Origin of the sequence: Curtobacterium citri, from assembly GCF_030362955.1 — a bacterium.
GTDB classification, from domain to species: Bacteria; Actinomycetota; Actinomycetes; order Actinomycetales; family Microbacteriaceae; genus Curtobacterium; species Curtobacterium citri.
Genome location: NZ_JAUCML010000007.1, coordinates 77,561 through 104,000 on the forward strand (window position 1 = coordinate 77,561; position 26,440 = coordinate 104,000).

At 71.7% G+C, this 26,440-nt stretch carries 22 protein-coding genes and 1 pseudogene; 9 read left to right on the top strand and 14 right to left on the bottom strand.

The genetic code is table 11. From position 1 onward, the window contains the following. Positions 1–54 precede the first annotated feature (54 nt). On the top strand, positions 55–1,092 hold the full coding sequence (locus tag QUG92_RS11645; RefSeq protein WP_289459182.1) for an acyltransferase family protein: 1,038 nt from the start codon (positions 55–57) through the stop codon (positions 1,090–1,092). Between the two features lie 198 nt (positions 1,093–1,290). Here QUG92_RS11645 and QUG92_RS11650 read toward each other — a convergent pair whose 3' ends face one another. The 7 genes from QUG92_RS11650 to QUG92_RS11680 all read right to left on the bottom strand — a co-directional run bounded on the left by QUG92_RS11650 (position 1,291) and on the right by QUG92_RS11680 (position 10,109). After that, a complete protein-coding gene (locus QUG92_RS11650; RefSeq protein WP_411469354.1) occupies positions 1,291–2,487 on the bottom strand; it encodes a glycoside hydrolase family 1 protein in 1,197 nt (398 codons plus the stop codon). 22 nt (positions 2,488–2,509) lie between these two features. After that, positions 2,510–3,370, bottom strand: coding sequence for an alpha/beta fold hydrolase (locus tag QUG92_RS11655; protein ID WP_289459183.1), 861 nt, complete (start codon positions 3,368–3,370; stop codon positions 2,510–2,512). Then, positions 3,367–5,136, bottom strand: coding sequence for an ABC transporter ATP-binding protein (locus tag QUG92_RS11660; RefSeq protein ID WP_289459184.1), 1,770 nt, complete (start codon positions 5,134–5,136; stop codon positions 3,367–3,369). Before QUG92_RS11660 ends, QUG92_RS11655 begins: the two co-directional genes overlap by 4 nt. Then, positions 5,133–6,059, bottom strand: a complete 927-nt coding sequence (locus QUG92_RS11665) for an ABC transporter permease (protein ID WP_289459185.1) — start codon at positions 6,057–6,059, stop codon at positions 5,133–5,135. The genes QUG92_RS11660 and QUG92_RS11665 overlap by 4 nt, the downstream gene beginning before the upstream one ends. Positions 6,060–6,179: 120 nt before the next feature. Next, positions 6,180–7,160: an ABC transporter permease gene (locus tag QUG92_RS11670; protein WP_289459186.1), complete on the bottom strand. Its 981-nt coding sequence runs from the start codon at positions 7,158–7,160 to the stop codon at positions 6,180–6,182. Further along, on the bottom strand, positions 7,157–8,866 hold the full coding sequence (locus tag QUG92_RS11675) for an ABC transporter substrate-binding protein (RefSeq protein WP_289459187.1): 1,710 nt from the start codon (positions 8,864–8,866) through the stop codon (positions 7,157–7,159). Before QUG92_RS11675 ends, QUG92_RS11670 begins: the two co-directional genes overlap by 4 nt. Before the next feature lie 139 nt (positions 8,867–9,005). Beyond that, complete coding sequence (locus tag QUG92_RS11680; RefSeq protein WP_289459188.1) at positions 9,006–10,109, bottom strand: LacI family DNA-binding transcriptional regulator; 1,104 nt, start codon at positions 10,107–10,109, stop codon at positions 9,006–9,008. 205 nt (positions 10,110–10,314) lie between these two features. Between QUG92_RS11680 and QUG92_RS11685 the strand changes: the two genes are divergently transcribed. After that, complete coding sequence (locus QUG92_RS11685) at positions 10,315–10,470, top strand: hypothetical protein (RefSeq protein WP_182046406.1); 156 nt, start codon at positions 10,315–10,317, stop codon at positions 10,468–10,470. Positions 10,471–10,535: 65 nt separating this feature from the next. Here QUG92_RS11685 and QUG92_RS11690 read toward each other — a convergent pair whose 3' ends face one another. Next, complete coding sequence (locus QUG92_RS11690; RefSeq protein WP_289459189.1) at positions 10,536–11,276, bottom strand: GntR family transcriptional regulator; 741 nt, start codon at positions 11,274–11,276, stop codon at positions 10,536–10,538. 76 nt (positions 11,277–11,352) lie between these two features. On the opposite strand from QUG92_RS11690, the gene QUG92_RS11695 reads away from it, so the two are divergent. Continuing rightward, entirely contained in the window at positions 11,353–12,555 is a 1,203-nt protein-coding gene (locus QUG92_RS11695) for an MFS transporter (protein ID WP_434533049.1), read from the top strand. A gap of 146 nt (positions 12,556–12,701) precedes the next feature. Here the strand turns inward: QUG92_RS11695 and QUG92_RS11700 are convergent, their stop codons facing one another. Both QUG92_RS11700 and QUG92_RS11705 read right to left on the bottom strand, forming a co-directional pair. Continuing rightward, positions 12,702–13,868: a baeRF2 domain-containing protein gene (locus QUG92_RS11700; RefSeq protein WP_289459190.1), complete on the bottom strand. Its 1,167-nt coding sequence runs from the start codon at positions 13,866–13,868 to the stop codon at positions 12,702–12,704. Further along, positions 13,868–14,173 (bottom strand): hypothetical protein, encoded by a 306-nt coding sequence (locus QUG92_RS11705; RefSeq protein ID WP_182046408.1) that lies wholly within the window; start codon positions 14,171–14,173, stop codon positions 13,868–13,870. Before QUG92_RS11705 ends, QUG92_RS11700 begins: the two co-directional genes overlap by 1 nt. Positions 14,174–14,435: 262 nt before the next feature. On the opposite strand from QUG92_RS11705, the gene QUG92_RS11710 reads away from it, so the two are divergent. From QUG92_RS11710 to QUG92_RS11725, 4 genes and pseudogenes are all read left to right on the top strand, one after another. After that, positions 14,436–15,773 carry an ABC transporter substrate-binding protein gene (locus QUG92_RS11710; protein WP_289459191.1) on the top strand — a complete coding sequence of 446 codons (1,338 nt, stop codon included), beginning with the start codon at positions 14,436–14,438 and terminating at the stop codon, positions 15,771–15,773. Further along, a pseudogene (locus QUG92_RS11715) lies at positions 15,770–16,693 on the top strand (carbohydrate ABC transporter permease); the annotation flags it as partial. The gene QUG92_RS11710 and the pseudogene QUG92_RS11715, both read left to right, overlap by 4 nt. 188 nt (positions 16,694–16,881) lie before the next feature. After that, on the top strand, positions 16,882–17,790 hold the full coding sequence (locus QUG92_RS11720; protein WP_182046450.1) for a carbohydrate ABC transporter permease: 909 nt from the start codon (positions 16,882–16,884) through the stop codon (positions 17,788–17,790). Then, positions 17,787–20,801 (top strand): glycoside hydrolase family 2 TIM barrel-domain containing protein, encoded by a 3,015-nt coding sequence (locus QUG92_RS11725; protein WP_289459193.1) that lies wholly within the window; start codon positions 17,787–17,789, stop codon positions 20,799–20,801. Before QUG92_RS11720 ends, QUG92_RS11725 begins: the two co-directional genes overlap by 4 nt. Positions 20,802–20,948: 147 nt before the next feature. Here the strand turns inward: QUG92_RS11725 and QUG92_RS11730 are convergent, their stop codons facing one another. Further along, positions 20,949–21,374, bottom strand: a complete 426-nt coding sequence (locus tag QUG92_RS11730) for a DUF3151 domain-containing protein (protein WP_289459194.1) — start codon at positions 21,372–21,374, stop codon at positions 20,949–20,951. A gap of 284 nt (positions 21,375–21,658) precedes the next feature. On the opposite strand from QUG92_RS11730, the gene QUG92_RS11735 reads away from it, so the two are divergent. After that, on the top strand, positions 21,659–23,233 hold the full coding sequence (locus tag QUG92_RS11735) for an ABC-F family ATP-binding cassette domain-containing protein (protein ID WP_289459195.1): 1,575 nt from the start codon (positions 21,659–21,661) through the stop codon (positions 23,231–23,233). A gap of 6 nt (positions 23,234–23,239) precedes the next feature. On the opposite strand, the gene QUG92_RS11740 is transcribed toward QUG92_RS11735, so the two are convergent. The 3 genes from QUG92_RS11740 to QUG92_RS11750 all read right to left on the bottom strand — a co-directional run bounded on the left by QUG92_RS11740 (position 23,240) and on the right by QUG92_RS11750 (position 25,592). After that, a complete protein-coding gene (locus QUG92_RS11740) occupies positions 23,240–23,938 on the bottom strand; it encodes an SDR family oxidoreductase (RefSeq protein ID WP_289459196.1) in 699 nt (232 codons plus the stop codon). A gap of 67 nt (positions 23,939–24,005) precedes the next feature. Further along, complete coding sequence (locus tag QUG92_RS11745; RefSeq protein ID WP_289459197.1) at positions 24,006–25,067, bottom strand: YihY/virulence factor BrkB family protein; 1,062 nt, start codon at positions 25,065–25,067, stop codon at positions 24,006–24,008. Positions 25,068–25,070: 3 nt separating this feature from the next. Continuing rightward, positions 25,071–25,592, bottom strand: coding sequence for a hypothetical protein (locus QUG92_RS11750; protein WP_182046415.1), 522 nt, complete (start codon positions 25,590–25,592; stop codon positions 25,071–25,073). 63 nt (positions 25,593–25,655) lie between these two features. Between QUG92_RS11750 and QUG92_RS11755 the strand changes: the two genes are divergently transcribed. Beyond that, positions 25,656–26,396, top strand: a complete 741-nt coding sequence (locus QUG92_RS11755; protein WP_289459198.1) for an MBL fold metallo-hydrolase — start codon at positions 25,656–25,658, stop codon at positions 26,394–26,396. Positions 26,397–26,440 lie beyond the last annotated feature (44 nt).

The following is a 26,440-nucleotide window of genomic DNA, read 5'->3' on the forward strand; positions in this document are numbered from 1 at the left end:
TGGGTGGGTGCTCATCCCCCCGCCACTGAAGCGCCGTCCACGACCTACCGAGGTGTGCAAGCGCTCCGTTTTCTGAGCGCACTCCTCGTCGTCGCCCTTCATGCGTGCTACTGGGTCAACCGCGACGCCGGCTCCGGCGCACAAGCGCCGTCGAGCGCACTCCTGGGCGATGTCTGCGTCTCTGTCTTCTTCTTGATCAGCGGCTTCGTCGTCGTCCTCGTCATCGACTCCGGCCGTGAGCCGGATTGGCAGACCTTCGCCCTCCGACGCGCGATCCGGATCCTGCCGCTCGCCTGGCTGATGACGACCACCAAGATCATCGCGGCCGTCGTCGTGCCCGGTGCCATGTTCGACGGCGCGCTCACTCCGGTCCGCGTCCTCACGTCGTTCTTGCTCGTGCCGTCCCGCGGTCAGCACGGCATCGCCCCGATGCTGTGGGGCGTCGAGTGGACCCTGGTCTTCGAAGCAGCGTTCTACTTCCTGGTCACGGCAGCCATGGCGGTCCGGATCGATCCGGTGCGCTCCGTCTCAGCGGTGTTGGTGCTCTTCGCGATCCTCGCCGCATGGCGACCGGACGAGGGCAGTGCGATCTGGTTCTACGCGAATCCCCTCGTCCTCTTCCTGGTCGCGGGCATGTCGATCGCGCGGGCTGTCCGATCCGGCCAGGTCCTCGCCCCGATCGCGACCTGCTCGGCGCTGACAGCACTGATCATCGCGATCGGAGTTGTCCGATCCGGCCCTGCCGCCGTCTCGGCCGTCGTCTTCGCGCTCCTGACGATCACCTTCGCACTCGTGGTGTCCGTCGAGCGGCGGTACGGCTCGAGGCTTCCCGACTGGGTGGTGATGTGCGGGGACAGCGCCTTCGCCTTGTACCTCACCCACCCGCTCGTCGCCCAGGTGCTCCCGCGCGCCCTCGGGTGGTTCGGCGTACGTCAGGTCCCGTGGCTCCCCGTCGTCGTGGTGTCGGTCGTCGCATCCGTCGGCCTGGGCATCGCAGTACACCGCTGCATCGACCGCCCGGTGGGTCGATTCCTCCGTCGTCGCCTGATCCGCGCCGATGCGGCCCGCGATCATCGATCCGCGGATGCATGACACGCATCCGGTCGTATCCGGGCAGCGGAGCACACCGAGGGCACGGCGGTACGACAGCATGCGCCGGAACTTCGGCGGCCACGCGGACGCGGCTCCGACGACGCTCACCGATGTCTCCGGAGTCCGCGACGGACGGGAGGCCCGTGGCGGACCCGCCACGGGCCTCCCGTCCGTCACAGGGTCGCGTCGGGGGTCGCGTCAGTCGCGCCGCGTCTCGAGCGCGTTCGCCTGCGCGACCTTCCCGTACCAGCGCGCCGAGTCCTTCGGCGTCCGCGCGAAGGTCTCGCGGTCCCACGCCACGAGCCCGAAGGTCGGCCGGTACCCGGAGGCCCACTCGTAGTTGTCGAGGAGCGACCAGTGCTGGTAGCCCAGCACCTCGATGCCGTCCTCGATGCAGCGGTGGATGCCCTCGAGGGCGCCCTGCGTGTAGGCGATCCGGCGGGAGTCGTCGGCGGTGGCGATGCCGTTCTCGGTGATCATCAGCGGGACGTGGCCGGACAGCTCCCACGCGCTGCGGAGTCCGTCGGCCGAGGCCTCCGGGTAGAACTCCCACCCGGTCAGGGTCGTTTCGACGTCCTCCGCGACCGGCACCGGACCGGTGGCGCCGATGAACGTGCGCGTGTAGGCCTGCACCCCGAGGAAGTCGTCACCGGCGGCCTGCTCGAGGTACCAGTCGTCGCGCGGGTAGCCGTACTCGCGGAGCATCTCCTCGGACCCGGGCTCACCGTTCGCGCGGAACGCCTGCGTCGCGATGGTCCAGCCGGACTGCAGGCCGGGGACCTGCGACAGGACCTCGCGGGAGCGCCGGTGCGACGCGAGCAGCTGGTCCGCCACGTGCAGGTCGGGGTTCGGCAGGCCGTACGCCACGAGGTTCGCCGCGTCCTCTCCCCCGGCGAGCATCGCCGCGATGTTCGGCTCGTTGATCGTGCAGACGTAGCGGACGCCGTCCTGCACGACGGGGAGCGCGGCCTCGGTGTAGCGGGCGAACAGGTCGGCGGCGTCGGGCGCGCGCCAGAAGCCGTCGCGCTCGAACCAGCGCGGCACGGTGAAGTGCATGAGCGTGACGATCGGTTCGATGCCGGCCTCGTGGCAGGCCTCGACCATGCGGCGGTAGTGGTCGACCTCGGCGCGGGAGACGAAGCCGCGCTCGGGCTCGATGCGCGCCCACTCGATGCTGAACCGGTAGGAGTTCAGGCCGAGGTCGGCGGCGATGCGGATGTCCTCGCGGTACCGGTGGTAGCTGTCCGCGGCGTCGCCGGAGGGTTCGACGATGGTGGTGTCGGGCTCGTGCTCGTGCGCCCACCAGTTCGCGTTGACGTTGTTGCCCTCGATCTGGTGGGCGGCGGTGGCGGCACCCCAGAGGAAGCCGTCGGGGAACTGCAGCGTGGTGATGATGGGTCCTTTCCGTGCGCCGACGTCAGTGCGCCGACAAGAAGTCGTCGAAGAGCGCGATGGTCGCGGCCGGGTTCTCGACGTGGGGGCCGTGGTAGCTCGTGGGGACGACCTCGTAGCGGGCGCCGGTGTCCTCGGCCATCTGCCGCTGCCACGGGATCGGCCAGGCGCCGTCCCACTCACCGTGCGCCACGAGGACGGGGAGCCCGGTCGCGCGGAGCTCGGCGGACGAGTCGGTGTGGTCCTCGAGGATGTGCCCGCCGGCGACGACGCTCATCGGGCTCGTCGCGTCGAAGCGGTCGCGGACCATCCGGACGTCGTCGGGGAGCTCCTCGTCGGGCCGGTACGCCCACAGGGGGTTCGTCGAGTCGAACAGCTGCCGGTTGTTCCCGCCGGTGTCGTGCAGGATCGTCAGCTCGGTGACCTTGCGGTAGGGCCAGCCGTACGGGCCGGAGCAGAACTGCACGACCGACCGGAAGGACTGCGGGGACGCGATCGCGGCCTCGCGGGCGATGACCCCGCCGAGCGAGTGCCCGATCAGGTGCACGGGCGCGCCGTCGTCGAGCAGCGCCGCGACCCGGACGACGTCGGCCGCCTCCTCGTCGAGGGAGTAGTCGGACGGCGAGGTCGGCGCCACCGAGTCGGCCTGGCCGCGGCGGCTGTTCGCGACCGCGGTCCAACCGGCCTCCCGGAGGAGCGGCATGAACGTGCGCCAGTCCTCCTTCGACCCGGTGTACCCGGGGACGATCAGGACGGTGCCCTTCGAGGGTCCGTTCGGGACGACCCGGTAGGCGGTGAGCCGACCGACGGGCAGGTCGATGCCGACGACGTCGACACCCGCGGGTGTGGGGAGGTGGCCGAAGGGAGCAACAGCGGGGAACGTCATGCGAGCAGTGTCCGCCGCGGGTTCGGCACCGCGTCCAGCAGCGCGACCGTGTAGTCGTCCTGTGGGTGCTGCAGCACCTCGGCCGTGCGGCCCCGCTCGACCACGGCGCCGTCGTGCAGCACCATGATGTCGTCGGTGATGAGCCGGGCGCTCAGCAGGTCGTGCGTGATGTAGAGGAGCGAGACGCCCCACTGCTCCCGCAGGTCCTCGAGCAGCGCGAGCACGCCGGCGCGCAGCGTGACGTCGAGCATCGACACCGGCTCGTCCGCGATGATCACCTGCGGGTCGCTCGCGAGCGCCCGGGCGATGACCACGCGCTGCCGCTGCCCGCCGGAGAGCTGGTGCGGGAGCTTCTGCGCGAACTGCTCGACGGGCGTCAGGCCCACGGTCTCGAGGATCTCGAGCATCCGGCGTCGGGCATCGCGCCCGCGGAGTCCGGTGTAGTTCGCGATCGGTCGGGACAGGATGTACTCCACCGTGTGCAGCGGGTTGAGCGCCGCGTACGGGTCCTGGAACACCATCTGCACCTCGGAGCGCAGGTCCTGCAGGCCGCGCCTCCCGAGCTTCGCCACGTCGGTGTCGCCGAACCGGACGGTCCCGCTCGTCGGCTGCTCGACGCCGGTGAGCATCTTCGCGATGGTCGACTTGCCCGAGCCGGACTGGCCGACCAGGGCGAGCGACTGCCCGGGTTCGAGGGTGAACGACACGTCGCGGACGGCCTGCACGGGCTGCTCACCGCGGCGGGGCGCCGGGTACGTCTTGACGAGGTGGTCGACGACGATCGGGTTCTTCGCGGCGCTGCGCTCACGCGACCCGACGGTGGCGAACGACGACGTCGTCTCCTGCCGGGTCTGGTCCGTGCCGCGCAGTGACCGATCCGGGAACCCCGGCAGGCTCACGACCGAAGCACGCGGGTCGGCGTAGTGCGACAACAGCATCTTCGTGTAGTCGTCCTGCGGGTCACGGAGGACCTCGAGCGAGCGGCCGTCCTCGACGATCCGCCCCTCGTGCATGACGAGCACGCGCTCGGTGGCCTCGAGGACGATGCCGAGGTCGTGGCTGATCAGGATCGCCGTGAAGCCCTCGGAGCGCTGCAGCTCGATGATCGTGTCCATCACGGCGTGCTGCACGAGGACGTCGAGCGCCGTGGTCGGCTCGTCGAACACCATGAGCTGCGGCTCGAGCGACAGCGCGATCGCGATCGAGACGCGCTGCCGCATGCCGCCGGAGAGCTCCCCGGGGTAGCGCGCCAGCATCGTCTCCGGCAGCTTCACCTTGCCGATCAGCTCCCGCATCCGGGCGTCCCACCGCTCGCGCGGCACGTGCCCGTGCGCCCGGAAGACGTCGATGAAGTGGTTGCGGATCGTGCGCACCGGGTTGAGCGCGTTCATGCCGGACTGCAGGACCATCGCGAAGCCGCCCTGGCGCTGCTGGCGGAGCGCTTCGTCGTCGAGGTCACGGATGTCCGCCCCGCCGAAGACGATGCTGCCGCCGTTGGTGCGCGCCGGCGGCTTCTGCAGCCGGGTCAGCGCGTAGCCGAGGGTCGACTTGCCCGAGCCGGACTCGCCGACCAGGCCGACGAACTCGCCCTTGCGCAGCTGGAAGGAGACGTGGTCGACGGCCTGGACGGCCGTCTGGCCGGCCGACTCGTAGACGACCGACAGGTCGCGGACGTCGAGCAGGACGTCCTGCTGGGTCGTGTCGGACGGGAGGCGCGTGGCGGCGCCGTCCCGCGCCTCCAGGCCGTCGGTGGTTGCACCGCTCATGCGGTGACCTCCTTGCGCTTGCGGCGCGCGCCCTCGCGCAACCGCGGGTTGGACACGGCGTCGACGCCGAAGTTGATGAGGGTCAGGCTCATCGCCAGGAGGGCGATGCAGAGACCGGGGGCGAACAGCAGGATCCACTGGCCGGTGAGCAGCGCGTTCGAGTTCTGCGCCCAGTAGAGGATGGTGCCCCAGCTGACGATCGACGAGTCCCCGAGGCCGAGGAACTCGAGCCCCGCCTCGGCCAGGATCGCGCTCGTGGCCGCACCGAAGAAGCTGCCGACGATCAGGGACGTCATGTTCGGCAGGATCTCGCGGAAGACGATGCGCGTCGCGCCGTCGCCGGAGAACTGTGCCGCGGTGACGAAGTCGCGGCTCCGGAGGGACTGCGTCTGGCTGCGGAGGACGCGCGCACCCCAGGCCCAGCCGGTGACGACGATCACGGCGATGATCACCGTGATGCCGCCGTTCTGCAGGTAGGCGGCGATGACGATCATCAGGGGCAGACCGGGGATGACGAGGAACAGGTTCACGATGAAGCCGATGACCTCGGCGACCCAGCCGCGGATGTAGCCCCAGCTCAGGCCGATCGCGACGGCGACGAGGGTCGACAGGAAGCCCGCGACCGCACCGACGAGCACGGACACCCGGGCGCCGTAGATCAGTTGGGAGAGGACGTCCTCGCCGGCGGCGGTGGTGCCCATCCAGTGCGCCCAGGTGGCGTCGGCGTTCCGTGCGAAGCCGTTCTGGCTCGCGCCGTAGGGGGCGAGGAGCGGGGCGGCGATCGCCACGAGGACGAAGAAGGCGAGGATGCAGAGGCCGATGCGGGCCTTGGTGTTGCTCCAGACGACGCCGAACTGCCGGGCGGCGGCGCGCCACTTGGACGGGGCAACTTGTTCTTGTGTTCTCACTGCGACAGTGCTCATCGTCGAGTCCTCGGGTGGTGGTTGTGGGCAGAGCACGCCGCCCATCGCGAGTTGGTCGTCATCGGCGCGTCCTCGGGTGGTGGTTGTGGGCAGAGCACGCCGCCCATCGCGAGTTGGTCGTCATCGGCGCGTCCTCGGGTCCAGGACGCCGTAGAGGACGTCCACGATGAAGTTGGCGATGAGCACCGACACGGTGATCATCAGGAAGAGGGCCTGCATGAGCGGGTAGTCCTGCCCGATCACGGCGTTGAACAGCAGGTAGCCGATGCCCGGGTAGCCGAACACCTGCTCGACCAGCACCGAGCCGCCGACCACGCCGCCGAGTGCCAGGCCGAAGCCGGTCAGGTTCGGCAGGATCGCGTTCCGCGCGGCGTACCGGACGGCGACCGTGCGACCGCGGAGGCCGTTCGCCTCGGCGAAGGTGACGTAGTCGTCACCGAGGGTGTTGATCATCGCGTTGCGCATGCCGATGATCCAGCCGCCCAGGCTCGTCACGAGGATCGTCACGGCCGGCAGGACCGCGTGCCGCAGGACGTCGCCGATGTATGTGCCGTTCCAGCCCGGGACGCTCGTCGCGGACGACGCCCCGGTCGTCGGGAACCAGTGCAGGACGTAGCCGAGGAAGAACAGCAGCAGGAGTGCCGTCCAGAAGTACGGGAACGTCGACATGAACGAACCCGACAGGGTCGGGAGCGAGTCGAGCCAGGTTCCGCGCTTCCACGCAGCGGCGACGCCGATCAGCGTGCCGATGACGAACGCGAGGACCGTGACCGTCCCGACGAGCACGAGCGTGTAGGGCAGGGCCCGGCCGACCAGGTCGCCGACCGGCTGCGGGTAGAACGTGTAGCTCGTGCCGAAGTCGAGGGTGACGACCTGGTGCAGGTAGCTGACGTACTGGTCCCAGAGGTTGCCGGAGGGGACGCCGAGCTGAGCCTCGATGGCCTTCTTCGTGGCGTCGGTGACCGGGCCGTTCTGGCTGAGCTTGGCGAGCGCCGCGTCGGACGGGCTGCCCGGCATGAGGCGCGGGAGCAAGAAGTTCAGCGTGACCGCGGCCCAGAGGGTCAGGACGAAGAGGACGAGTTTCTGGAGGACGTACTTCACTTGGCCTGCTCCTCCACGATCTTCTTGCCTGCGGCGCTGTCACGGAGTCGGAGCTTCGTGAAGATGAGCAGCGGAGCCGAGTCGTAGTTCTGCGGCGCCATGTACGGGTCCTCCGCGCTCGGCCACCCGACGAACTTGCCGGTGTTGAACAGGCCCCAGAGGCCGCCGTAGTACATGCCGATCACGGGCAGGTCGTCGTACACGATCGCCTGCAGCTGGTCGAGGATGCGCTGCTGCTCGGCACGGTCGGTCGTCCCGCGGTACTCGTCGAGGAGCTTCTGGGTGTCCGCGTTCCGGTAGCGCTCGAAGTTGTTCACCGTCGACTTACCGACCGGCTGGTAGAAGTCGCTCGACAGCAGGGAGTTGTAGGCCTGGAAGACGTCGCCGTTCCCCATGCCGCCCATCGCCATGTCGAACTTCCCGTTGTTGATGTTCTGCTGGTAGCCGGCGGGCTGCGGTGCCTGGATCTGCACCTTCACACCGATCTTCCCGAGGTCGCGCTGCACCTGCTGTGCGGCACGGAGCCAGTCCGAGTAGCCGTTCGCGGTCATCAGGTTGATCTCGAGCTGCTCACCGTCCTTGACGAGCTTGCCGTCCTGCTGCTCGTAGCCGGACTTGGCGAACTCCGCGAGGGCACGGTCGGTGTCCTGCGTGATCATCCCCTCGTCCGGGATCGACGGGTCGAGGTACTGCTCCTGGTTCGGCAGGATCAGGCCGGTCTGACCCGCGGCGCTGAGGTTTCCCTCGGAGGCGGTCTCGGCGATGCCGTCGCGGTCGAGTGCGTAGGAGATGCCCTTGCGGACGTTGACGTCGTCGTACGGCGCCTTCGTCAGGTTCGGGATGAGCCCGATCACGCCGCCGGCCGGGAACCACCACTGGTTCGTGTCGGACGCGGCACCCCAGGTGCCCTTGACGTCCGAGATGAACGAGTACGCCCAGTCGTAGCCACGGGTGACGGTGTCGAGCTGCGTGTTCGTCGCAGGCAGGACCAGGTGCTCGATCGCGATCTCGTCGGCCTTCCAGTACGTCGGGTTCTTGTCCATCGAGTACTGCTGGTCGGAGTAGTTGCCGAGCACGAACGGGCCGGTGCCGACCGGGTTCGGGTCGCGCCAGGTGACCGGGTCCTTCACCACGCCGTAGTGGTGCTCGGGGAGGATGTACGTCGCGCCGATGATGTTGAGGCTCGGCACGTCCTCACCCTTGAGGTGGAAGACCAGGTGGTCGCCGTCCCGCTCGATCCGGTCGATGTGCTGCCAGGCGCCCTTGACGTCCATGGCGGGGAACTTCTTGAGCAGGTCGAACGTGAAGAGGACGTCCTCGGGCGTGAACGGCGTGCCGTCGGACCACTCGACGCCCTTCCGGATCGTCATGTCGATCGTCCGGGCGTCCGGCAGGTCCCACGAGCTCGCGAGCCACGGGGTGCCCTTGCCGTCGAGCGGGTTGATCTCGATGAGGGGCTCGTACATCCACTTGCTCGCGGTACGGGCATTCGGGATGTACGGGTTGAAGTTGCGGTCGAACAGCGGGTTGCCGCGGTCCGCGTTGATGAGCATCGTGTCCTTGCCGATGCTCGGGTCCGGCTCCGAACGGACCTGGATGCTGCAGCCGGTGGCGGCGAGGGCCACGACGGCGATGCCGGCGAGCGCGGTCAGCAGCCGGCCGCGGCGGCGCGGGCCGTGCTGCGTGCGCTGTGGGGGAAGCGTCATTGCTCGGTCGACCTCCGTGTCGAGTGTGTGCTGCGCCCCAATGTATGCGCTTACATCGCGTCGCGCAACACGAGGTTCCCGTTCCGAGACGGCGGGTGGCCGGCCTGGCAGCGACCGGCGGACGAGCCGTGCACCGCCGCTAGAGCACCGGCGGGCAGCTCTCCCGCAGCAGCACCTCGACCGGCAGCCGCACCGCACGCGGCGCTCCGTCCGGGCGCTCGAAGCGGTCGACGATCGCCCGGACCGCCGCGCGCCCGAGCTCCCCCATCGGCTGGTGCACGGTGGTCAGCGGCGGCGCCGAGAACCGCCCCGCGTCGATGCCGTCGAAGCCGGTGACGACGACGTCCTCCGGCACGCGGAGCCCGCGGGCACCGGCGGCGTCGAGCACACCGAGCGCGGACTGGTCGTTCGAGCAGATCACGGCGCGCGGGAGTTCGGGTCCCTCGAAGAGCACCGCGGCGAGCTCCCGTGCGCGGACCCGACCGAAGTCTCCGTGCACGGTCCGGACCGCGGACGGCGGCACCTCGTGGTCCGCCAGCGCCTGACGGAACCCCGCCGAGCGCTCGATGTCGTCCGGGGAGTCGATCGGGCCCGCGACGTACGCCAGCGACCGGATGCCGAGCCGCCCGATCACGTGCGACGCGAGGGTCCGCATGCCCGCGGCGTTGTCCACGCTCACGGAGTCGAACCCGTGCGAGCGCCGGTCGTCGGCGAGGACCACGACCGGGATGCGTCGGGCCACGTGCTCGAGCAGGTCGTCGGGCACGGTCTGCGCGAGCACCGCGAGGCCGTCCACCCGGCCGGCGACGTCGTTCACGATGACGTCCCGCGAGGACCCCCGTCCGGCGGCGACCATGAGCGCGAGGCCGCGCTGCCACGCCTCGGTCTCCGCGCCGCGGAGGACCTCGTCGAAGTACAGGTTCGACGAGAACGGCTGGGTGACGTGCCGGCGGTCGTCGACCACGCGGACGCCGCCGTCGGTCACGAGGTCGGGCCGCTCGTCCGGCACGACGTCGAACCCGGGCAGCAGGAGTCCGACCACGCCGGTGCGCTTGCCGGCGAGTGCCCTGGCGTTGCCGGACGGCACGTAGCCGAGGGTCCGGATCGCCGCCTGGACGCGGTCGCGGGTGCCCTCGCGGACGGCGTCCGGCGTGCGGAGCACGCGGGAGACGGTGGCGATCGAGACGCCGGCCTCGGAGGCGACGTCGTAGACCGTGGGCGGTGCGGTGCGCTGCCCGCTCATGCCGCGCCTCCCCTCCGACGTCCGTCCGGCCGCCGCACCCGTGCGCGGCCGGACCATCCTAGGCACGGCCCCGGGACCGATCCCTCCACAGGTCGGCGGTGGTGCTTGCGCGCCCCGGGCGGGCGGGCGCACACTGGGGCGACCTCAGAACGTCCCGTGAGGAAGCGCATCACCACCCGATGCCCACGCACACAGGAGGAACACGATGTCCCAGTCGACGCGGTCCGGCAGCAAGCACGCCATCCGACTCACCACCGACGAGGCCGAGGTGCGCGACGCACTCCTCGACCACACCCGGCACGGAGCGGCCGACGCCGCCCAGGACATCGACGGGTCCGAGGAACCTTCGACGAGGGGCTGATCCCGCGGGAGCGGGCGCCGGCCGCGTGCAGCCTGCTGCGGTCAGCGCCCGGCTGGGCGGAGCGGTCAGTGGCCGACGGGTTCGGCCTGCTCCGCCTCGGCGAGCAGTCCGGTGCTCCCGACGATCGACATGCCCGCGCCACGGAGGCGTCGGCGCTCCTGCCCGATCCACGCGAGCAGGCGGTCGTTCGTGCCCGCGACGTGCGCCGCGAGCAGCTCGGCAGCCCGGTCGGCGTTCCCGGCACGGACGGCGTCGAGGACGGCGCTGTGCTCCTCCCACGCGGCCTCGCGGGCCGCAGCGGTGCGCACCTCGATCCACCGGGTGCGCTCGAGGCGGGTCAGGGCGTCGGCGATGGCATCGGTGACGAACCGGTTCCCGCCGAGCGCGGCCAGGTCGAGGTGGAACGTCGACCCCATCCGGATGCCCGTCTCGCGGTCGGGGCTCCCCCGCAGGCCGTCGAGGTGTGCGCGGACCTCGTCGAGCTGCTCGGCGGACGCGCGCTGGACGGCGAGTCGTGCCGCTGCGGGCTCGAGCACACCGCGGAGCTCCGCCAGCGACGCGATCTCGTCGAGGTCGATCGGCGTGACCGTCCACGAGCGCCCCTCGTGCAGGATGAGCCCCTCGCGCTCGAGGCGCGACAGCGCGGCCCGGACGGGCGTGCGCGACGCGTGGAAGCGACCCTCGAGGCCGCGCTCGGAGATCCGCTCGCCGGGCGCGATGTCGAGGGTCAGGATCGCCTCGCGCAGGTTGTCGTAGAGCTGGCTCGTCTGCGACACGGGCACGGCGTTCTCGGTCGTCTCGGTCACGGCGGACCAGCATAGTGCGGCTGGGTGACGGTTGGTATACCGTCGTGGTACACCAACCGCACCCAGGACGGGACCCGTGCCGCCGACCACCGCTGCTGCCGCGACGACCGTCCCGCGGCGCGCCTGGACGATGCTCGGGCTCGGGGTGGCCGCGCAGGCCGCTGGCACCCTGGTCGTCTCCGCTCCGGCGCTGCTCATCCCGCACCTGCTCGCCGGGGGCATGCCCTTCGCGTCGGCCGGACTGTTCGCCGCCGCCCCGACGATCGGCCTCGTCCTGACGCTCATCGCCTGGGGCGCGGTGACCGACCGGGTCGGTGAACGCGTCGTCATCGCGGGCGGCCTGGCGCTCACCACCCTCGCGGTCGTGGCGGCCTGGGTGAGCGCCGGCGACCCGCTGCTGCTCGGGATCGCCTTCCTCGCGGCGGGGATGACGAGCGCCTCGACGAACGCCGCGAGCGGACGGGTCGTGGTCGGCTGGTTCCCGAAGGAGCGCCGCGGACTGGCGATGGGCATCCGGCAGATGTCGCAGCCGCTCGGGGTGACGCTCGCGGCGGTCACGGTCCCGGTGCTCACCGAGACGCACGGCATCCGCACCGCGCTCGTCCTGCCCTTCGTGCTGTGCGCCGTGCTCACCGTGCTGTGCGCCGTCGGCATCACCGATCCCCCGCGAGCACCGCGACCCGAGGGCACGACCACCGTCCGGGCCGCGAACCCGTACCGGACGTCCGGCTTCCTCTGGCGGGTCCACGCGGTGTCCGTGCTGCTCGTGGTCCCGCAGTTCACGCTCTCGACCTACGGACTCGTCTGGCTCGTCGGCCTCGGCTGGTCGACACCCACGGCGGGCCTCCTGGTCGGGGCGTCGCAGTTCGTCGGTGCCGTGGGGCGGATCCTGGTCGGTGCGTGGAGCGACCGTGCCGGGTCCCGCGTCGGACCGCTCCGGCTGGTGGCGGTCGCCGCGGCGGTGGTGATGGGCGTGCTCGCACTCGTCGACGTGTCGCACTGGGGAGCGGCGGCGGTGTTCCTCGTCGTCGCGACGAGCGTCACGGTGGCGGACAACGGGTTGGCGTACACCTCAGTGGCCGAGGCCGCTGGGCCAGCGTGGTCGGGTCGGGCGCTCGGGACCCAGAACACCGGGCAGTTCCTCGCGGCGAGCGCCGTCGGACCGGGCGTCGGTGCACTCGTCGGGGTGCTCGGTTTCGGGGCGTCGTTCGCGATCGTGGCGGCGCTGCCCCTCCTCGCGCTGCCGATCGTCCCGCACGCCGACCGCTCCCACGACTGACTCCCGCCCGTTCGTTCCCAGAACGGCCGCGGTGGAAGGCGGGAACGGGCGTACCTGGTCGTTCGGGACGACCAGGTACGCCCGAACCGGCCAGGTACGCCCGGAGATACCGGGTACGCCGGCGGGCGGAAGGTCCCGGCGGCAGGTCAGGCGGGCACGGCGGGGCCGACCGGCCAGCGCAGGAGCGCGGACGCCGGGGCACCGCTCGGCAGCGACGCCGCGTTCACCAGGACGAGCTCGGCGTCGGTGAGCACCACCGCGCGCACGAGGGCGCACACGGCGGGCACCGGTCCGAGGACCGTCGCCCCCGCGGCCTGCTCGGGCGCGGTCGCCACCCACGGCGCGGCGTCGAGCGCCAGGAGCGTGCGATCGCCGAGCGCGCCGGCGTCGAGCGCGACCACGGCCGCCTGCGCCTGCTGCAGCGCCGACACCACCGCGCCGAGCCCGCTGACGCTCTCGTTGTCGCCGCGGCCCTCGTGCGTCCGGAGCAGGTCCTGCACGTCGTGCCGGTGCGACGCCAGGATCCGCGCGAGCGCCAGGTCGACGTGCTGCACGAGCGCCTTCTCGGACGCGTCGTCGGCGCGGGGGTCGACCGCGACCTCGGTGACGAGCGCGCGGGTCGACGTCGAGAGCTCGCCGCGCAGCAGTTCCCGGGCCCGGATGTCCCCCGCGACGACGACGAGTCGCGGCGACGTCGCGCGGACTGCCTCCTCGATCGACGCGGCGACCTCGCCCGCGGTCTGCTTCCAGATCTCCTCGGCGTGCTGGTGCCAGTGCGGCTGCTTCCACCCGGCGCCGGACTTCGCCTTGTGCAGGGTGTCGGTCCGGCCCTGGATGCGCTGCTCGTCCTCGGCCGCGCCGGTCGGGGCGTGCCCGAGGCGGTAGCTGCGGAAGCCGCCGCCCTCGCGGCCGACGGTGACGACCAGGAAGGGCAGGTCGAACGGCCGGTGGGCGAGCAGGGGCAGCAGGTCGGGTACCGCTCCGGTCCCGACCGACTCCTGGCCGTGCAGGTGGCCCGGCAGCACCTCGCTGAGCACGAGCTCGTCGTCGCGGACGAGCACGTAGCGCGCGACCGGTGCGGGGACGCCGGGCTGCTCGGCGAGCTCGTCCTCGACGACCCGGACCGCCCGGTCGGACGTCCCCTGCTCGCGGAGCGCGTCCGAGACGGTCCGGCGCTGGAGTGCGGCGAGACGGCGGGGGTCCTCGCGGTTGCCGGAGGCGTCGACGTACGCCCACGTCCAGGTGCCCGGCGCCTGCAGCGCCTGGACGACCTCGGGCTGCAGGGCGCTGGCCTCGCGGGTCGTCTGGGCCATCAGCGGCCTCCGTCCGCGTCGGTCCCGCTCGGCGGGACGTCGTCCGCGTCGGTCTCGCTCGTGAAGACGGCGTCGGACCCGCCGTCGAGGACGGACCCGTCGTCCTGCAACGAGCCCTCGACCTCGCCGTCGTACCCGGACGCGGCGAGCGTCTCGGCGTCGTCGGTGTCGTCGGGCACCGCCTCGGCCTGCCGGAACTCCTCGACGTGGGCGTTGCTGCCGTGCCCCTGGACGATGCTCTGCGCCTCGTGCGCGAGCTCGTCGTCGATGCGGGGTCCGTTCGTGCTGCTGCCGCGATCGGTCATGGTCGGTCCTCCCGTTCGTGCCGCCGACGGCGCTGTCGGGCCGCTCGCGGCTTCGGTGTTCTGCGTTGGACCCACGCTGCGCGCCCGGCGCTGGTGGCGCTCGGAGGTCGGAGCGAACACGCAGGCACGGGCGTCGACACGCGTCGCCGTGAAACCTTCGTGAATGCACAGCGTCGCTCGGTTTCGTGCTCTACTGGCAGGGAACCCGATCCGACGACGAACCGGAGCGCAGGCAATGACGCCGACACCATCCCGACGTGTGATGACGAGAAGGAACCTGCTGGGCCTCGGGCTCGGCACGGCCGCGGCGGGGTTGCTCGCCGGGTGCGCCGTCCCGGGTTCCACCAACGTGAACAAGGCCCCCCTGGTGCCGGCCGCCGCCGGCAGCGGGACCGTCCAGATCACCTACTGGGCGTGGCTCAAGGACCTGCAGAAGGTCTGCGACGTGTGGAACGCGAAGAACCCCCGCGTCCAGGTCACCGCGAACTGGATCCCCGGTGGCAACGCCGGCGGGTACCAGAAGATGTACTCGGCGCTGGCGGCCGGGGGTGGCCCGGACATCGGCCAGGTCGAGTTCCGGCAGATCCCGGAGTTCATGCTCGCGAACGGGCTCGTCGACCTCGCGCGCTACGGGGCGAAGGACGTGCAGTCGAAGTACGACGAGGCCGCGTGGTCGCAGGTGCAGTTCGTCGACGGCGTGTACGGCATCCCGCAGGACACCGGCCCGATGGGCTTCTACTACCAGACCGCGATCCTCGAGCAGGCCGGCGGCGAACCCCCGACGACCTGGGACGAGTGGCGCGACCTGGCGGACAAGGTCCGGAGCACCGGCAACGGCAACTACCTCGAGGTCTTCCCGGTCGCCGACGCCTCGCCGTTCGCCGCCTACGTGCAGCAGGCAGGCGCCCGGTGGTTCCGCACCGACGGCGACGAGTGGGTCGTGGACATGACCGACGACAAGACGATGATGGTCGCCGAGTTCTTCGACGGCGTCATCGACGCGAAGCTCGTCGACACCAGCGCCGGGGCGTACACCCCGGGCTGGTACGCCGCCGCCGCGAGCGGGAAGATCGCCGCCGTCACGAGCGCGAGCTGGGGTGACGCCCTCATCCAGTCGGTGCAGGGCGGCGAGGGCAAGTGGAAGGTCGCGCCCATGCAGACCTGGGGCGACACGGGCTACGGCTCGAGCTCGATCGGCGGCTCGACGGCCGCGGTCCTGGCCAACGCGAAGCACCCACGTGAGGCGCTCGAGTTCATCACGTGGATGACCACCTCGAAGGAGGGCGTCGACGCGATGATCAAGTACTGCGGCATCGGGTGGTCACCCGCCGCCGACTACATCGGCGCGGCCCGCCAGGAGCCGTCGGCGTGGTTCTCCGGGCAGAACTACAACGAGGACGTCTTCGTGCCGTCGGCGCAGGAGCAGAACCTCGACTGGTCGTGGTCGCCCGTGACGCAGTCGGCCTTCACGAGCCTGCAGAACCAGTTCCGCCGCAAGCTCACCGGCGGGCTGAAGCTCACCGACGCCGTCGAGCTCGCGCAGCGGGAGATCGTCCAGTCCTTCAAGGACAAGGGCCTGAACGTGAGGACGGCACGATGAGCACCACCACCCGCGACCGCACGACCGGCTTCCGCACGTCGACCAAGGCCACGAGCGCCCAGAAGCGCGCGCCGTGGATCCTGCTCGCCCCGTTCCTCGCCCTGTTCGTGCTGACCTTCGTCATCCCGATCATCAGCGCGCTGTTCCAGAGCTTCACCACGGTCGACCGCGAGGGCCTGTTCGGCGAGGACGGCGTCACCGGGCGGTTCGCCGGCTTCGACAACTACGCGATCGCCCTGCAGGACTCCGGCTTCGTCGCGTCGATCGGCCGGATGCTGCTGTTCGGCATCGTGCAGGTGCCGGTCATGATCATCGCGTGCACGATCCTCGCGCTGCTCCTCGAGTCCGCCAGCGCCCGGTGGCCCGCCTTCTTCCGAGCGGTCTACTTCATGCCGTACGGCGTCCCGGGCGTCATCGCGACGATCCTCTGGTCGTTCCTCTACGTGCCCGGGCTGTCGCCGATCGTGGCACTGCTGCAGTCGATGGGGTTGCAGCCGGACTTCCTCGGCGCGAACAGCGTGCTGTGGTCGATCGCGAACATCGTCACGTGGACCTACACGGGCTACAACATGCTCATCATCGTGGCGCAGCTGAAGTCGATCCCCGGCGAGGTCTACGAGGCCGCGAAGATGGACGGCGCCGGCCCCTTCCAGGTCGCGTGGCGCATCCAGATCCCGCTCATCGCGCCGGCCCTGGTGCTCACGACGGTCTTCTCGATCATCGGCACGCTGCAGCTCTTCGCCGAGCCGCAGATCCTGTCGACGGTCGCGCCCGCGATCGACACCGAGTACACGCCGAACTACGCCGCGTACACGAACGCCTTCGCGTTCAACGAGTACGGGGTCGCGAGCGCGCAGGCCGTGATCATCGCGCTGGCCGCGTTCGTCCTGTCGTTCGTGTTCCTCGCGCTGACGAACCGTCCGCCGAAGGACGAGCGAGACCGCCGCAAGCGGGCGAAGCGCGACGGCCTGGAGGCGCGGCGCGCGCTCCAGGGGCGCGCGTCCACCCGACCGGTGGTCACCACCCAGGCCGACCACGGCCTCCAGTCCGGTCACGTCGCGACGACGGAAGGAACGGACCGATGACCAGTGAAGCCATCGAGGCGCCGGTGACCAAGCGGGCCGCCGAGCCCGTCGACACCACGTCCATCACGGCGCACCAGCGTCGAAAGCTCGACCGCTCACCCCGCTCGCAGATCGTCGTGACGGCGATCCTCGTCGTCGTCGCGGTCTACTTCCTCGTGCCGCTCTACTGGGTCGTCATCGCGGCGACGAAGACCACCGGCGCACTGTTCAGCACGAACGGGTTCTGGTTCGGCGGCGAGTTCGCCCTGTTCAGCAACATCCAGCAGGTCTTCTCGTACGACGGCGGCATCTTCGTCCGGTGGATCGCCAACAGCGTCCTGTACTCGGGCGTCGGTGCGGTCCTCGCGACCTACTTCGCGGCGGCCGGCGGCTACGCGCTCGCGAAGTACGAGTTCCGGGGGCGCCAGCTCGTGTTCGGGACGATCCTCGGCGGCGTGCTCGTGCCGGGGACCGCGACGGCGCTGCCGCTGTTCCTGCTGTTCTCGACGATGGGCCTGACCGACACGTACTGGAGCGTGCTCATCCCGAGCCTCGTCTCCCCGTTCGGGCTGTTCCTCTGCCGGGTGTACGCCGCCGCCTCGGTCGACACGGCGCTCCTCGAGCAGGCCCGCATCGACGGCGCCGGCGAGCTGCGGATCTTCCACACCATCGTGCTCCGGCAGCTGACCCCGGCCCTGGTGACGGTGTTCCTGTTCCAGGTCGTCGGCATCTGGAACAACTTCTTCCTGCCGCTCATCATGCTGGCCGACCAGAAGCTGTACCCGATCACGCTCGGCCTCAACAACTGGCGAGCACAGGTCGATCGTCTGCCAGAGTTCTACCAGCTCACCACCGGCGGGGTGCTCGTCTCGGTCATCCCGCTGGTGATCGCGATCATCGTCCTGCAGCGCTTCTGGCGCGGGGGCCTCACGGAAGGATCGGTCAAGGGTTGACCATCGCTGCACTCGCCTCCACCACCCCCGGCTCCGGTTCGCGGCTCGCCCCGCGGGCCTCGCTGCACACGGACGCCCCGAGCGCGTCGCTGAACGGCGACTGGGACTTCCGGTGGTCGCCGGTCGCCGACGTGCCGCTGCCCGGGGCCGACGACACGTGGGGCAGCATCCCGGTGCCGTCGCACTGGGTCCTGCACGGGCACGGCGCGCCGAGCTACACGAACCTGCAGTACCCGTTCCCGATCGACCCGCCGCACCCGCCGGAGGAGAACCCGACCGGTGACCACCGGCGCACGTTCTCGCTGCCCGCGTCGTTCGACGGTGCCGCCCGGGTGCTGCTGCGCTTCGACGGCGTGGAGTCGCACTTCCGCGTGTGGCTGAACGGCACCGAGGTGGGGTGGTCGACCGGGTCCCGGCTCGCCACCGAGTTCGACGTCACCCCGCTGCTCGTGCCCGGCACGAACGAGCTGCTCGTCCGCGTGCACCAGTGGAGCGCCGCCTCGTACCTCGAGGACCAGGACCAGTGGTGGCTGCCCGGCATCTTCCGCGACGTCACCCTGCTCGCCCGCCCGACGGCACCGATCGACGACGTCTTCGTGCGCGCCGGCTGGACCGCGACCCTCGGTGACGCCGCGACCGCCGGCACCGCCGCCTCGGGACGACCGGGCACCGGCACGGGGACCATCACGTTCCCGACGCTCGACGCCGCGTTCCCGGTGCGGTTCGCCGTGCCGGACCTGGGCGTCGACGTGACCTGGCGGTCGGCCGACGACGTCGCGCCGATCACCGTCGAGGGCGTCGAACCGTGGAGTGCCGAGGTCCCGAGGCTGTACGACGCCACCGTCGCCACCGGCACGGACGCCGGCGGTCGCGACGGCGGCGAGACCGTGTCGCTGCGGCTCGGCTTCCGCACCGTGGCGATCGAGGGCGACCGGTTCCTCGTGAACGGCGAGCGCGTGGTCTTCCACGGCGTCAACCGGCACGAGACCCACCCCGTGCGCGGCCGGGTCTTCGACGAGGAGCACGCCCGCGCGGACATGGTGCTCATGAAGCGGAACAACGTCAACGCGATCCGCACCTCGCACTACCCGCCGCACCCGCGCGTGCTCGACCTGGCCGACGAGCTGGGGTTCTGGGTGGTGCTGGAGTGCGACCTCGAGACCCACGGGTTCCTCTTCACCGACTGGGTCGGGAACCCCTCTGACGACCCGGCCTGGCGGGACGCGTACCTCGACCGGATCGCCCGCACCGTCGAGCGCGACAAGAACCACGCGTCGATCGTCATGTGGTCGCTCGGCAACGAGTCCGGCACCGGGCGGAACCTCGCGGCGATGTCGCAGTGGGTGCACGACCGCGACGACGAGCGCCCCGTGCACTACGAGGGCGACTACACCGGCGCCTACACGGACGTCTACTCGCGGATGTACCCGACGCTGCAGGAGACCGAGTCGATCGGCGGCGGTCCCGAGACCCCGCTGCTCGGGTGCGGTCCGGCAGAGGCCGCACGGCAGCGCTCGAAGCCGTTCCTGCACTGTGAGTACGTGCACGCGATGGGCAACGGCCCCGGGCAGATCGCCGAGTACGAGGCCCTGGTCGACCGGTACCCGCGGCTGCACGGCGGCTTCGTGTGGGAGTGGCGGGACCACGGTCTGCTCGCACGGACCGCCGACGGCCAGGACTACTTCGCGTACGGCGGTGACTTCGGCGAGGTCGTGCACGACGGCAACTTCGTGATGGACGGCCTCGTGCTGCCCGACGACACCCCGACCCCGGGCCTGGCGGAGTTCGCGGCCGTCGTCGCCCCGGTCCGGGTCGCGCTCGGCGACCGCACCGTGCTCGTGGAGAACCGGTACCACTCCGCCTCCACCGCGGGGCTGCGGTTCTGCTGGACCCTCTCGCGGAACGGCGTCGTCGAGTCGTCCGGCCGCTTCGCCCCCGGCGTGGTCGCCGCCCGGCAGTCGGCCACGGTGCCGGTGCCGGACGAGGTGCTCGCCGCCGCGACGGCCGAGCTCGCACCCGCGGACGAGCTGTGGTTCGAGGTCACGGTGGAACTGGCGGGGCCGACCGCGTGGGCGGACACCGACCACGTCGTGGCACGCAGCCAGCGGCTCGTGGCGTCGCGGGCTGCGGACGTGCCCCGCGCCTCCCGGGAGGGCTGGGACGGTGACGTGCTCGGCGACGGGACCTTCAGCGCCCGGGGTGACCTGGTGTCCTGGAAGGGGCACGAGGTGGGCGGGCCGCGCCTGGAGCTGTGGCGTGCACCGACGGACAACGACAGCCTCGCCTCGCAGGGCGGCTACGAGACCGCCGACCCCGTGCTCACCGGCGGCGTCGGTGATCCGGACGCACCGGCGTCGGCCGTGCGGTGGCGGGAGCGGGGGCTCGACCGGCTGACGCACCGGCTCGTGTCGGTGGACCGGAGCTCGTCCGGACTGGTCCAGCGGGTCCGGGTCGCTGCGGCCAACAGCGGGTGGGGCGTCGACGTGACGCACCGCTGGACGCTCACGGACGACGGACTGCTCCTGCAGACCGACGCGGTGCCCTTCGGCGCCTGGGACGTCACGTGGCCGCGGGTCGGCGTGCGGTTCGACCTGCCGGCGTCGTTGCTCGACGGCGAGGCCTCGTGGTTCGGCACCGGGCCGGCGGAGTCGTACGCGGACTCGTCGCGGGCTGCACGCGTCGGGCGCTTCTCGGCGCCGGTGCGTGCGCTGACCGTCGACTACTCGATGCCGCAGGAGACCGGGCACCGGCCCGGGCTGCGTGCGCTGTCGGTGGGTCCGTTCACGGTGTCGACCGTCGGGGCGCACCGGGCGGGGTTCACGCTCACGCCCTGGACCGCGCAGCAGGTCGGGCGGGCGATGCACCCGTACGAGCTGCCGACGCCGGACCACACGTACCTGTACCTCGACGCGGCGCAGCACGGGCTCGGGTCGCGGGCGTGCGGGCTCGACGTGCTGCCGGAGCACCAGCTGTGGCCGCAGGCGTTCTCGTGGAGCGTGGTGCTCGGGTAGGGCGGGGCGGGCGCGCGGCGGGGTGCTCGTGGCGCGGCTCGCTCGCGCACGACCGAAGGCACCTCGCGCCACGGACTTCCGTGGCGCGAGGTGCCTCCGGTTGTTCGGGGTGCGTGGGGCACGGTGCAGCGGGCGCCCCGCCCCGCGCTACTCCCCCGCGGTGAGGGCGCGGAGCGCCTCGGGGTCCGACGCGTCGAGGAAGTCCGTCAGCCGCTCGGGCTCGCCCGGCTCGTCGATCGCCTCGGCCGCGCGGCGCAGGGCGAACAGCGCCCGGAGCACCCCCCGGTTCGGCTCGTGCGACCACGGCACCGGCCCGGCACCGCGCCAGCCGGCCTTCCGCAGGGCGTCGAGACCGCGGTGGTACCCGACGCGGGCGTAGGCGTACGACTCGAGGGTGGCGCCGCGTTCCCAGGCCTCGTCGGCGAGCAGTGCCCACGCCAGGCTCGAGGACGGGTGCGACACGACGACGCTCGCCACGGGGGCGTCGGCGGCGAGCGCGGCGGTCACCTCCGGCTCCTCGGGCAGCAGGGTCGCGGGGTTCGCGGTCGGGTTCGGCAGCAGGTTCTCCGGCATGCGTCCAGCCTGTCACCTCTTGCCCCCGGCCGGGTCCGGTCGTACCGTTGACGACACCTCGTCGTCACCGCGGGGCCGCCGGGGCGGGAGACCGACCGGCAGCACGGGTGGCGGTCACGGGGGTCCCCGACGGAAGAGCCGCATTGCTGTCGATCACCGGTACCGCGCAGTCCTCGCGCTGACACCGTGATCGTCGCGCCCCGTCGGGCGCTCCGCGCGTCGACCCCTCCGGTCGCCGCGGGTCCGGTGTCGTGCGCCCAGCTCACGATCCGGGAGGCACACCCATGCCCGCAACACCGTCCGTCGTCCTCGACGACCTCACCTTCACCTGGCCAGACGGCTCCGTCGCGCTCGACCACCTCACCACCGCCTTCGGCCGTGGCCGCACCGGCCTGGTCGGGAGGAACGGGGCCGGCAAGTCCACGCTGGTCCGGCTCGCCACGGGCCGGCTCCACCCCACGTCCGGTTCGATCCGCACCTCCGGTCCGGTGGACCACCTGCCCCAGCGGCTGCACGCCCGCCCCGGGGACACCGTGGCGGACCTGCTCGGCGTCCGAGCGACCCTGACCGCGCTCCGGGCGGTCCTCGGCGGCGATGCCTCGCCGGAGCACTTCGACGCGATCGGCGACGACTGGCACGTCGAGGAGCGGGCCGCCGCCGCGCTCGCGCACGTGCCCGGGCTCGGCGGCGCCGACCTCGACCGGCCCGTCGGGACGCTGTCCGGCGGGCAGGCGGTCCTGACGGCCGTCGCCGGCATCCGGTTGCGCGGCCGGCCGATCGCGCTGCTCGACGAGCCCACGAACAACCTCGACCGACGGGCCCGCGCCGCGCTGCTCGACCTGGTCGACGGGTGGAACGGCACGCTCGTCGTCGTCAGCCACGACCGCGAGCTGCTCGAGCACGTCGACGAGACCGTCGAGCTGCGTTCGGGATCGGCCACGGTGTTCGGCGGGACGTTCAGCGCCTACGAGGAGCACCTCGCCGTGCAGCAGGCCGCCGTCGAGCGCGAGGTCCGGGTCGCCGAGCAACGGCACCGTGCCGAGCAGCGGCAGCGCATCGAGGCGGAGACGAAGATCGCCCGCCGTGCCCGGGCCGGCCGCGAGGCCGCACGCTCGATGCCGAAGATCCTGGCGAACGAGCAGCGCAAGCAGGCCGAGCAGACCGCCGGTCGGTTGCGTGCGGCACACGGCTCGGCAGAGGCGCAGGCACGGTCTGCGGTGCAGGAGGCCGAGCTGCGACTCCGCGACGACGAGTCGCTGCACGTCACGCTGCCCGACCCGCGGGTCCCCGCATCACGGCGCATCGCGACCGTCACCGTGCGTGGCCGGTCGGTCGTCGTCCAGGGGCCCGAGCGCGTCGCGGTCACCGGGGCGAACGGTGTCGGGAAGACGACGTTGCTCGAGCAGCTCGTGGGGCTGCCGGGCGCGCGCGAGCACCCGCTCCCGGACACCGCCGCGGCCCCGCACGTCGACCCGATCGGGTACCTGCCGCAGCGGCGGGACGCCCTCGACGACGGCGCGACCGTGCTCGAGAACGTCCGTCGGGCGGCGAGCCACGTCCCCGATGCCGAGCTCCGCAACCAGCTGGCGCGACTCCTGGTGCGCGGGGACACCGTGGACCGCCCGGTGGCGACCGTGTCGGGCGGCGAGCGCTTCCGGGTGGCGTTGGCGACCCTGGTGCTCGCGGACCCGCCCCCGCAGCTCCTGGTGCTCGACGAGCCGACGAACGACCTCGACCTGACGAGCGTCGACCAGCTCGTCGACGCGCTCCGGGCGTACCGAGGAGCCCTCGTCGTGGTCAGCCACGACGAGGTGTTCCTCGACCGCCTGTCGCTGACGGCGCGGCTCGAGCTCGTGTAGCCCGGGTCAGCGCTTCCGGGTCGGGCGGATCGCCAGGGACTCGATCGTGCCGCGCTCGGGCAGGTCGACCACGGTGCGGACGGCTGCCGCCACGTCCTCCGGCCCCAGGTAGTAGGCGGTGTCGTAGTCCTCGCCGAGCTTCTCGGTCAGCGCCCGCTGCATGTCGGAGTCCGTCCGGCCCGGGTGCACGCTCGACACCCGGACGCCGGACGCCCGCTCCTCCTCGCGCAGGGCATCGGCGAACGCGCGGAGGGCGAACTTCGACGCCGCGTACACGCCCCCACCGGGACCGGCGACGAAGCCCGACCCGCTGTTCACCGGCACGACGATGCCGCGCGCCGCCCGGAGCGCGGGGAGCGCCAGCCGGGTGAGCTCGGCGACCGCGAAGACGTTCGTCGCGAAGACCTGCTCCCACACGTCGCGCGGGGTGTCCGCGATCCGGGTGCCCTGCTCGACGCCGGCACTGTGCACGAGGACGTCGAGCCGATCCGGCAGCGCGGGGACGTCACCGGCACCGAGGTCGCCGACGAACGGTGCCGCGCTCGGCAGCTCGGCCACCAGAGCATCGACCGCGGATGCCGTCCGGCCACCGACCAACACGTGGTGCGTACGCCCGAGCTCGATCGCGATCGCGCGGCCGATCCCCCGGGTCGCCCCGGTGACGAGTGCGGTCGGACGGGTGACGGGAGGCGCGGTGTCGGTCATGCGTCCCACCCTACGAAAGGAGGCGGGGCGGACCCGCACCGCGCCTCCAGGCCGTGGCGGTGGTGCGTCAGTCCTTCGAGCGTCCCGCGCTCTCGCGGATGCGGATGCCCTCGAGGACGTCCTGGGCGTGCTTCTCGTCCTGCTTCTCGATCTGGCGGGTGTCGCGCTCGGGGAGCTGGATGTCCTCCTCGGCGCGGATGCCGGCCTGCAGCTGGCGGCCACGCTCGAGCTCGGCGTCGAACTCGGCGCCGAAGAGCAGTGCGTTGTTCGTGATCCAGATCCACAGCAGGAACACGATCACGCCACCGAGCGACCCGTACGTGGCGTTGTAGTTCGAGAAGTTCCCGACGTAGAAGCCGAAGCCGACGCTGGCGATGATCCAGATGCCGATACCGACCAGGGCACCGCCGCTGACCCACTTGAACTTCGACTGGCGGACGTTGGGCGCCCAGTAGTACAGGACCGCGACGACGACGATCATCACGGCGAGCAGGATCGGCCACTGCACGATCGACACCACGAGCGCGGCGGCGTCACCGAGGCCGATGACGTCACCGAACGTCCGGGCGAGCGGTCCGGAGACGAGCACGAGCAGGCCGATGACGAGGAGCACGACGGTGAAGACCGTGACGCCGAGCATGGTCGGGCGGAGCTTCCAGATCGGCCGGCCCTCGCGCACGTTGTAGATGCGGTTCATCGCGCGGCCGAAGGCGCCGACGTAGCCGGAGGCCGACCAGAGGGCACCGAGCACACCGACGATGAACGTGATCGGGGCGGCGGGCGAGCGGACGAGACCCTCGACCGGGCTGCGGAGCAGGTCGGCGACCTGCCCGCCACCGACGTTGGTGATGATCTCGAGCAGGCTGTCGATCGTGTCCTTCGGGTTCGACACGAGCCCGAGGATCGACACCACCGCGAGCAGCCCGGGGAAGAGCGCGAGCACCGTGTAGTACGTCAGGCTCGCGGCGAGGTCGGTGCACTGGTCGCTCGAGAACTCGCGGAGCGTCTTCTTGAGCGTGTACGTGAACGACGGCTTGGTGAGGTCCGTCGGGCTGTCCGGCTTCCGGGGGTCGTCCGGCGCGGGCTTGTGCTGCATGTCCTGCTGCAGGTCGTGGTCCTTGCGCGCCATGGTCTAGCCCTTCACCTTCGCCGCGGCCTTCGCCGCCGCCTTGGACCGCTTCGCGGCCTGCTTGCGGTTCTTGGTGGCGCGGCGCTGCACCGCGGCGATGCCCGCGCGCTGCTTGACCCGGTTCTTGTGCACCGGGTCGCGCTCGAGGGACTCCTCGGCGGCCTTCCGGCGGGCCTTGCGACCCTTGCGGCCGTCCTTCGTCTGGTCGGTGTCGAGCTCGCCGCGCGGGCCGAACGGCAGCAGCGCGGTGAACGCCGTCGATGCCGCGGGACGGTCGAGGTGTCCGGCGTCGGTGCGGCCGATGCGCGTGCCGAGGACGATCGCGGCGATGCCGGCCGCTGCGGTGACCCCCATGGCCACGAGCGGGGTGGGGTCGCGGTGCCAGCGCTGCCGTGCCTTCGCGACCGCGAGCCGGGTGCGCGCGGGCACGTCCGAGCGCCGCCGGATCTCGGTGACGCTGTCGGTGAGGCGCTCACGCGTGCGCACGTTCGCGAGTTCCAGCTCGGGGATGCTGTCCTTGGCCATGCATCGTGCCTACCAGGCGTGGGCCGGACCCGCCTCCAGCGGCCGCGGTCTACGGTGCAGGCCATGCTGTTCCGGGACGTCGCCGAGGGGATCCACCGCCTCGAGATCGCACACACCAACACCTACCTCGTCGAGACCGGCGACCGGTTGCTCGTCGTCGACGCGGGGCTCCCCGCCGCGTGGCCGCACCTGCTCCTCGCCGTGCACGACCTCGGCTACACGCCCGCGCGGGTCGAGGCACTGCTGCTCACGCACGGGCACTTCGACCACGTCGGGACCGCCGCCCGCATGCACCGGGAGTGGGGCACGCCGGTGTACGTGCACCCGGGCGACCGGGACCTCGCGGCGCACCCGTACTCGTACCGTCCGCAGACGAACCGGTTCGGCTTCGTCGCGGTGCACCCCGGCGGGCTCGCGCCCCTCGGCCGGATGCTGCTCGCCGGGGCGGCCACCGTCGACGGGATCGACGACACCGAGCCGATGGTGTCCCGCGCGGACGTCCCCGGCAACCCGTGGATCATCGAGACGCCCGGCCACACCGACGGCCACGTCGCGCTGCACTTCGCCGACCGCGACGCGGTGATCGCGGGCGACGCCCTCGTCACGCTCGACCCGTACACGGGCGGGATCGGTCCGCGGATCGTCGCGCCGGCCGCGACGGCCGACGTGGACACCGCGGTCGCGTCGCTGTCCCGCCTCGAAGACACCGAGGCGCGGCACGTGCTGCCCGGCCACGGTCCCGCGTTCTCGCGCGGAGTGCGTGCGGCGGTGGCACAGGCGCGTCGCGCCGCCGGCGCCGCGTAGCGCGCGCAACGGCACGAGTCTCGGGCCTGGCGACGGTCTGCACG